The sequence below is a fragment of the Novosphingobium resinovorum genome (assembly GCF_036352595.1).
Lineage (GTDB): Bacteria > Pseudomonadota > Alphaproteobacteria > Sphingomonadales > Sphingomonadaceae > Novosphingobium > Novosphingobium resinovorum_B.
This window is the reverse complement of sequence record NZ_JAZFAX010000078.1, coordinates 1-7,589: the sequence shown is the minus strand read 5'-3', so window position 1 is coordinate 7,589 and position 7,589 is coordinate 1. Positions and strand designations below refer to the sequence as shown.

The following is a 7,589-nucleotide window of genomic DNA, read 5'->3' as shown; positions in this document are numbered from 1 at the left end:
CTAGGGCAGCGACCATGTCGGCCGGCGCCGCGGAGACCAGTGGCCCCTCGTTCCGGCCTGAAGCGCGGACCGTATAAGCGCTCCCGTTCAGCCACCACAACCGCCCGTAGGCCGGATTGGCCGCCGAGGGCGTCAGCATCGCCTTGAGCCCCGCCTGCGACACCACCCGCCTGCCCTCGGCGCCGATGCCGCCCTTGAGGATCATCGTACCGAACGCCGCGATATCGCGCGGCGAGGTGACGAGACCGGTGGCATTGCCCACGCCGGCAAGCGCCAGCGGGCGCTGCCGCCATGCGGTGTCCCTCATGCCCGCCGGCTCCGTCAGCCAGTCCCGGGTAATGGCCTCGATCGGCCGGCCGGATGCCGCCGCCAGTATCCGCTTCGTGACGGCATAGACGGGGGTATTGTAGAAGAACCGTGTTCCTGCGGGCGCGGCATAGGCGAACCGCTCGTCCAGTCCCGAACTCATGGTGAGGACGTCGAGCACGCGGATGCCCGATTCCTGCCCGGGCGACGCTTTGGACCATCCCTGACCCAGATAGGCGGAGACGGGCTTTTCGACATCGATAAGCCCCTTGTCGATGGCGATCGCGACCAGCACCGACACGAAGCTTTTCTGTGCCGAGGCGACGTCTTCCAGCAGGGCCCCGTCCCCGGAGCGTTCGTAGGCGAAGGAGGCAAAGATCTTGTCCGCAGCCGGTGCGGCCCAGTTCCGCTCGACGACGACGTGGTCGTCCTGGATGACGAGGAAGCCGGTGGTGCGCTGCCCTTGCACGTAATCGACGAGATCGCGCATCGGCCCGGGCGGGATTTCCTGCGCCCCGCCGGCGGAACCCGGTCGAGGTGCCTGGGCGTGCAGAAGGTGGGCCCCGCAAAGCAGGCCGGCCACAAGCAGACCTTTGGCCATGGTGCGCACGATCATCGTCATTTTCTCGCCAAGGAAACCGAAGTTCGACCGACCCCGCGGGCAAGCAGGATGCGCGATACCGCGTCCTGCATGAAATTGATGAGCCCGCGTGCCCCTTGAGCCGCCTTTTCGGCATCGCGCGCGACCAGCGCGGCGCGGATGTGATGCCAGAAGATGTAAGGGCCGTTGCCGTTCGCGTTGATCGCCAGGGCCACGTAGGAAAAGTGCCAGCGCGTCTTGCGGCGGATGGCTTCGATCATGCGCTGGGCGTCGATGCTGGCGTTGACGGTCATGTCGGTGAAGATCGCTTCGCTGATGTCCATGATTTCTTCGGCGGCGGCGCCCTGGTCGGCCGCCAGGAGGAGCCGGTCGATCTTGACCAGCATCTGTTCAATCGCGGCGTCCGAGGCCCGCAAGCAGGCGAAACGGGCGGCCAGTCCGTAAAGCGCCGCCCGCACTTCGTAGAGGTCGAAGACTTCCTCGACCGTGGTTTCCGAGACCCGTGCCCCGCGATTTTCCTCCAGTTCGATCAGTCCGTCATCCGCGAGCGTGCGCAGCGCGCGGCGCGCGACCGAACGACCTATGCCGAACTCGCCGCACAGCTTCGCTTCGCGGATCCACTCGCCCGGCGCGATCTCGCTGCGCTGGATGCGCAGGCGCAAGGCCTCGGCGACATGGACGGCGGTGGGCACCGGGTCAGACTGGACGGCGTTGATCTTCAAGCAAATATCTTTCTGCGACAGGTATCGGCGCCCTTCATCGGCCGCCTGAATCTATGGCCGGACCCGGCGCGCTGCAAGTTCGATTGTCCGGGCAACAATCAAAAATTGTCGTACAATAAATTTGACATTGTCAGGCGATATGCGGATTACACCTTTAGTCAACTGATTTGGTAGTGAATGTGATGGAATGGGGTGCAATGGGGAATTTGCTCGTCACGACCGCAGGCCTGGCGCTGCTGGCAGGCACGCCGGCCTATGCGCAAACCGTCGAGACCGACGCGGCGCAGCAGTCCCAAGGCGGCAACAGCAACGACATCACCGTCACCGCGCGGCGGCGGGAGGAAAGCATCAAGGATGTGCCCGGCACCATCGCGGCGGTCACGGCCGAACAGCTGGAAGCCAAGGGCCCGGTCGTCGGCACCGCAGACCTGCTGAACACGACGCCCGGCATCCGGTTCAACGATGTCGCCTCCGAAAACCTCGCTGAACTCTCGATCCGCGGATCGGGCACGCAGCGCGCGACCAGTGCGGATTCGGGCGTGGGGCTGTTCGTCAACGGCGCCTATGTCGGCAGCAGCACGCTGGGCGGCCGCAATTTCAAGACGCTCGACTATTTCGACCTGGAACGAGTGGAAGTACTCCAAGGCCCGCAGGGCGGCCTCTATGGACGCAATTCGGAATTCGGCGTCGTCAACATCGTCCTGGCCAAACCCCGATTCGAGAACTCCGGCTATGTCCGCGACACTTTCACCGCGGAATCGAACCAGAATCGGCTGGCGGCCGTTGTCAACCAACGCCTGAGCGACGATATCGCGGTGCGGATCGGGGCGGAGACTTATGGCCAGTCCAAGGGGTTCTACTATGACCCCACCAACCGCAAGTACTACGACCGGACCAGCGGCTGGACCGCGCGCGGGCAGATCCGCTATCGTTCTGGACCCCTCGACGCCACCCTGCTGCTCGATGCGCAGGACCTCGACCTGCCGAGCTTCGTCAACAGCCTCGTGGTCCCGGGCGGCGGGGTGAACGCCCAGTTGCCACAAGGGTTCACGCAGTCGCGCTTCACCATCCCGCACAGCGGCCAGGACGGCCTTCAGCAAAAAGTCCAGCGCGTGATGCTGCTGGCCGACTACGACCTGGGCTGGGCCCGGCTGACCTCGACGACGATGGGAACGCGCTGGCGCTCCAGACAGCAATTCGCCGCCGCCGTCGACCTCGCGACCGAGATCGCATTGCAGCAGTCCGGACAGCTCGGCATCTATCCTTTCGGCCAGACCACGACCGACGTGAAGGATCGCACGTTCTACCAGGACCTGCATCTGGCCGGCGAGGCCGCCGGCGGGCGTCTGACATGGCTGGTCGGTGCCGAAGGCCTAGTGCAGCGCGATACCTATCGCCGGACGGCGGCGACCTCGCCCTGCCTGTTCCGGTTGGGCAGCAGCCTGTGCACCGGCACCCCGACCGAGCCCGTATGTGTCAAGCCGCTCCCGACTTCGACCAACTGCCCCACGCCCTTCCCCAACGCATTCGGCACCGACAACAACACCCGCCAGCGCGTCAATTCCTTCGCCGCCTATGCCTCGCTGCAATATGCGCTGGGGCCCTTCACCCTGTCGGGCGAAGGCCGTTTCACGCACGACTACAAGCGCTCGGCGCTGACCGTCTATTCGCTTTACACGAACCGGGTCGTGGGCACACCGACGGCCTTCTCGTTCAAGGCGGACCAGCCGACCTGGACATTCACGGCCAGCTACAAGACGCCGGACGCCTCCGCCACGCTCCTCTATGCCAAAGTCGGAACCGGCTACCGGGCGGGTGCCGTCAACAATGGCACGTTCAACGACGCCGCGCCCAATCCCTTCGTCGACACATACGGCAATGAAAACACGGTGAGTTACGAGACCGGCGTGAAGTCGAGCATCCTGGACACCGTGTTCGTGCGAGCCTCTGCCTATCTGTCGCGGACCACCGATGCCATCACCAGCATCAACGACGGATGCACCGTCACCAATGCCTGCGGCGCCGCGCAGCAGATTTTCAACGTCAACGGCGGTACAATTCATGCACGCGGTTTCGAGGTCGCCCTCGACGGGCGTTTCGCCGTCGGGACTGGCAAGCTTTCGATCGGCCTCAACGCGGCCAACCAGCGCGCGCGCTTTCACGACGTTCCCACCGGCGTCTCGGGCCTGCCGGTCCAGGGTTCGACGGTCGCCCAGATCCCCGACTGGACGATGTCGGCCAGCGTCGATTTCAGGCAGCCGATCACCGATGTCGCCAAGGGCTTCGTCAACCTGAGCTATTCGGGCCAGCGCGGCGGCGGCCAGGACACGGTGACGATCGCGACGCCCTATATCCCCATGTCCGACTTCGACAACTTTAATGCACGCGCGGGCGTCGATGTCGGCAAAGTCCAGGTTGCGCTGTTCGTGCGTAACCTCACCGACCAGCAGGTCGAGGTCCTCAAGTTCCAGCAGGCCGGCTATCCGCTTTCGGTCCGCTACAACAAGCCGCGCACGTTCGGCGGCAGCGTCAGCTACCGCTGGTGATCGAAGGACAGGCATGATGCACGAGACGAGCAGACGAACCTTCATCGCGGCGAGCGCCGCCCTTCCCCTGGTTGCGGGTACGGCACCGGCCGCAGCAAACTCCTCGCCGGAGAGCAGGGTCGCTGCGGATCTGGAGCGATATATCGGCTTCGGCAACAAGCACGCAGGCGGACGCGGCGACATCGCCTGTGGCGAGTGGCTGGCGTCCGAACTGGAAGGGCTCGGCTTCGCAATCGAGCGGCAGAGCCTGTCGGTTCCCTTCTTCGAAGCACAACGGAGCGAACTTGTCTGCGGCGCGGTGAAGGCGACGGTATGGCCGCAGCCGATCGTGATCCCGACCGGCGCCGGAGGCATCACGGGTCGCCTGGTACGCGTGGATTCCGAGGGGCGACGGTCCGCCGCCCTCGACGGGGCGATCGCGCTCGTCGACCTGCCGTTCGGCCGCCTGTCCACCGCGCTTGCCAGGCCGGTGAGCACCCCCATCAAGGCTGCCTTCGCCGCCGGAGCCGTGGCCGTGGTCGCCATCACCAACGGCCCTACCGGCAAGGTGATCGCCCTCAACGCCGATGGTCGCAAGCCCATGTTCGCCGGGCCGGTCGCCCTGATCGCTCCGGAGAACGCGCGCGGCTTCCTGGACGCGGCACGAGCGGACGCGGATGCGACGCTGTTCCTCGACGGCACTGGCGGACATCGCCCCACGTTCAATTTCATCGGCCGCATCGATCGCGGCAAGTCGCAGTGGCTGGCCGTCTCCACACCCCGATCAGGCTGGTACGCCTGCGCGGGCGAGCGGGGCCCCGGCGTCGCCGCCTGGCTCTGGCTGGCACGCTGGGCGAGCGTGGCGATCAGGGACTACAATCTGGCATTCATCTGCAATAGCGGCCACGAATACGAGAACCTGGGCGCGCTGGAATCGCTGAAGGCTCTGGCGCCCAAACCCGCCGTGACGAAGCTGTGGCTGCACCTGGGTGCCAACGTCGCGGCGCAGGACTGGCATGAGGGGACTGGCCGCCCCCTTCCCAGCGTCGATCCCCAGCGCTACCTGTCCGTCAGCCGCTCCCTTCTGCCCCTCGCCCGCACGACTTTCATAGGTCTGGCCGGCCTGGAAGCGCCCTACACCAGCGATGTCCTGTCCGCAGGAGAACTGAGCGAGGTCATCGCCGCGGGATATGGAACCGTGGCCGGGGTCTTTGGAACACATCGCTATCACCATGTCGCAGAAGACGACGGCCGATGTGTCTCCCCACGCAACGTTCTCGCGACCGCGATGGCATTCCAACAGTTCCTAGCCAAGGCGATTTGAGGCGCGCGAAGCGTTCAGATCCTGCGACAACGAGACAGCTCATCCGCCCTTATCGCGAATGCTCTCAGGGCTGGTCTTTTCCCGGTGACCGAAGCAGTCGCTTGCATACGGGGTCGCGAATAACTGGACGTGGTCGATACGTGTCGGGATAGCAGACCGTCAGCAGCTGGGGATCAAAATCGGATGCTGGGAGCTTGCAATGGGTCGATGGATGAAATTGGTGCTACCCGCCCCAATCTCAGGTCATAGCTCGAGGCGGGCCTATTACCTGAAACCGGTCCTACCCGGCCAGGCGCCACTCGCCAGCTATAGATGTGAGTCATCAGCGGGGGCAGGCATGGAAGCTGCACCCAACGATTGGGACATATCGGCGTTGGGGATCTGGACGCCGGTGAGTACCGTGTGGCCCACGGTCTCGCGCGGCCTTGGAGATGATCATGGATTGGAAGATCGCACTCAGTGACATCGAACGACTTCGTCAAGCCGATGAGGAAGACGTGATCGCTGCCCTGCAGGGTGCGGACTTCGGCAAATGGCCCGAAGACGAAGCGGGTTTGCTGGAGTTCTTCAACCTGATGATCGACACGATCCTTGGCGAAGTGGCGGGCGAAGGTAGCATCTGGCCGAACCTGAAGGGCCGCCTGGTGATCCCTTCAAAGCAGTAGGTTCGCTGACGCAGGCTTGCCGGTCGCCGCCTTCGCCTTGAACCAGGGCTCGTCGGTCCGATCGACCGTCAGCGGCCCATCCCACGTGCGAAGGAGCGCGAAGGCTTCTTCAGGCGTGCCCTAGGTCCATCGTGCCCAGCCCTCGCCCCTTAGGACAGTCGGCATGCGGTCGTGGACATCGGACATCTGCTCGCAGCCATCGACCATGACCATCGCGTAGGCATCGCCCCATTCGTCGGTCGGCCGCCAGATCCCGGCGACGGCGAATACCTCTGTGTCCGGCAGCGAGTACCAGGTGCGGGTGTTGCGCCGATCCTCGCCCTCGGGTTCGCACCACTTCGTGATCGGGATCAGGCAACGCCTCTCGCGAAAGCTGTCCCTCCAGATCGGGTAGACCCGCAGCTTGTCGTCACGGGCATTGTTGACCGGCGAGGCCTTGAGCGGCTTGCCGGTCTTCTTGCTGAAGGCATGGCACGGGAAGCCCCAGGACATCGCGCGCAGTTTGCCCCCGACCGCGACGAGGCCGGGATAGCCTGCCCAGACCTCGGCGCCGTAGTGGGCACCGGGCGTGAAGGCTGCGCCGAACAGTTCCGCTGCCTCGGCTTCCTTCGCGGTCATGCGATAGAGGTTGCACATGTCTGGATGATGCCGCCGGACGGCGAGGTTGTCACTGTGCGCCTATCTCTCCTCGCAACAGGAGAGCGCGCGGAAGCGCGACAGAATGTGAGACGGGGAGATGCGCTGTCACCCGCGATGCTTACGCTGAGCGCAGCGGGAGCGGTCGTGGTGGCAGAGCTGGGTCATGGACGACTTCGGTCTGACCTTGTGTGGCAAAAATTGCATTGCCCATGAGCGGGATAGTCATGACCGTGATCTACCTCATATTTTCCCGGACCTCTCGCCTGCCGCGTCACCTCGAAGCGAAGGTCGCCGTATCCTGAGCCCGCAGGATCCTGCCGTTCAGGTTTTCCACAATGCGGCGTCATGCCTCGCTGCCTACCCGCTCGATGCCTGGCAACTGCGCCGTGACCTGATCGGATCGCGGATGGTGGTTGCGAGCGTTCATACCGACGATCGGCATGGAAATCTCTTCTGGCCTTCCACGTCTTGAACATTCGAGCCAAACCGGCCCGCGCGTGTATTTCGAGCCCGACTGACAGCGCGGCGGACGCCGCCTGGCGAAGGCACGGGCGAGCATCTGCCGCATGAAGGGGATTTTAGAACAAAAATGGAACATATATAAGGGTGCGATGATGATTCGCGAAAGGTCCGCTCCCATGACCCAACCCCTTTCCGACGAGGCGATGCTCACGTTGGGAGTAAGCGTACGGCCTCGGGCGTGTTGCGGCATTTTGGCTCGGCGCTGATGGACCTCCGGTAAGGAGTCTCTTTCTGGACTCCAGAAGGAGGCTAAGTGAAGGATCGGGTGGAGATCATTGCGCGCAC

7 protein-coding genes are annotated in these 7,589 nt (G+C 64.3%); 4 read left to right on the top strand and 3 right to left on the bottom strand.

Features of this window, described 5'->3' with window-relative positions:
* Positions 1 to 922 (bottom strand): serine hydrolase (locus V2S85_RS26610; protein WP_330705801.1); only part of this gene is annotated, 922 nt, incomplete at its 3' end.
* Positions 923 to 924: 2 nt separating this feature from the next.
* The gene (locus V2S85_RS26605; protein WP_330705800.1) at positions 925 to 1,629 is read right to left on the bottom strand and encodes a GntR family transcriptional regulator; all 705 of its coding nucleotides are present in this window, start codon (positions 1,627 to 1,629) and stop codon (positions 925 to 927) included.
* Positions 1,630 to 1,826: 197 nt separating this feature from the next.
* Between V2S85_RS26605 and V2S85_RS26600 the strand changes: the two genes are divergently transcribed.
* The 3 genes from V2S85_RS26600 (at position 1,827) to V2S85_RS26590 (ending at position 6,143) form a co-directional block, all read left to right on the top strand.
* A complete protein-coding gene (locus V2S85_RS26600; protein ID WP_330705799.1) occupies positions 1,827 to 4,175 on the top strand; it encodes a TonB-dependent receptor in 2,349 nt (782 codons plus the stop codon).
* Between the two features lie 16 nt (positions 4,176 to 4,191).
* Complete coding sequence (locus tag V2S85_RS26595; RefSeq protein WP_330705798.1) at positions 4,192 to 5,478, top strand: hypothetical protein; 1,287 nt, start codon at positions 4,192 to 4,194, stop codon at positions 5,476 to 5,478.
* Positions 5,479 to 5,915: 437 nt separating this feature from the next.
* Positions 5,916 to 6,143 carry a hypothetical protein gene (locus V2S85_RS26590; protein ID WP_330705797.1) on the top strand — a complete coding sequence of 76 codons (228 nt, stop codon included), beginning with the start codon at positions 5,916 to 5,918 and terminating at the stop codon, positions 6,141 to 6,143.
* A gap of 120 nt (positions 6,144 to 6,263) precedes the next feature.
* On the opposite strand, the gene V2S85_RS26585 is transcribed toward V2S85_RS26590, so the two are convergent.
* Positions 6,264 to 6,779 carry an SOS response-associated peptidase gene (locus tag V2S85_RS26585; RefSeq protein WP_330705796.1) on the bottom strand — a complete coding sequence of 172 codons (516 nt, stop codon included), beginning with the start codon at positions 6,777 to 6,779 and terminating at the stop codon, positions 6,264 to 6,266.
* Positions 6,780 to 6,945: 166 nt separating this feature from the next.
* Here V2S85_RS26585 and V2S85_RS26580 point away from each other — a divergent pair, with 166 nt between their 5' ends.
* A complete protein-coding gene (locus V2S85_RS26580) occupies positions 6,946 to 7,254 on the top strand; it encodes a hypothetical protein (RefSeq protein ID WP_330705795.1) in 309 nt (102 codons plus the stop codon).
* Positions 7,255 to 7,589 lie beyond the last annotated feature (335 nt).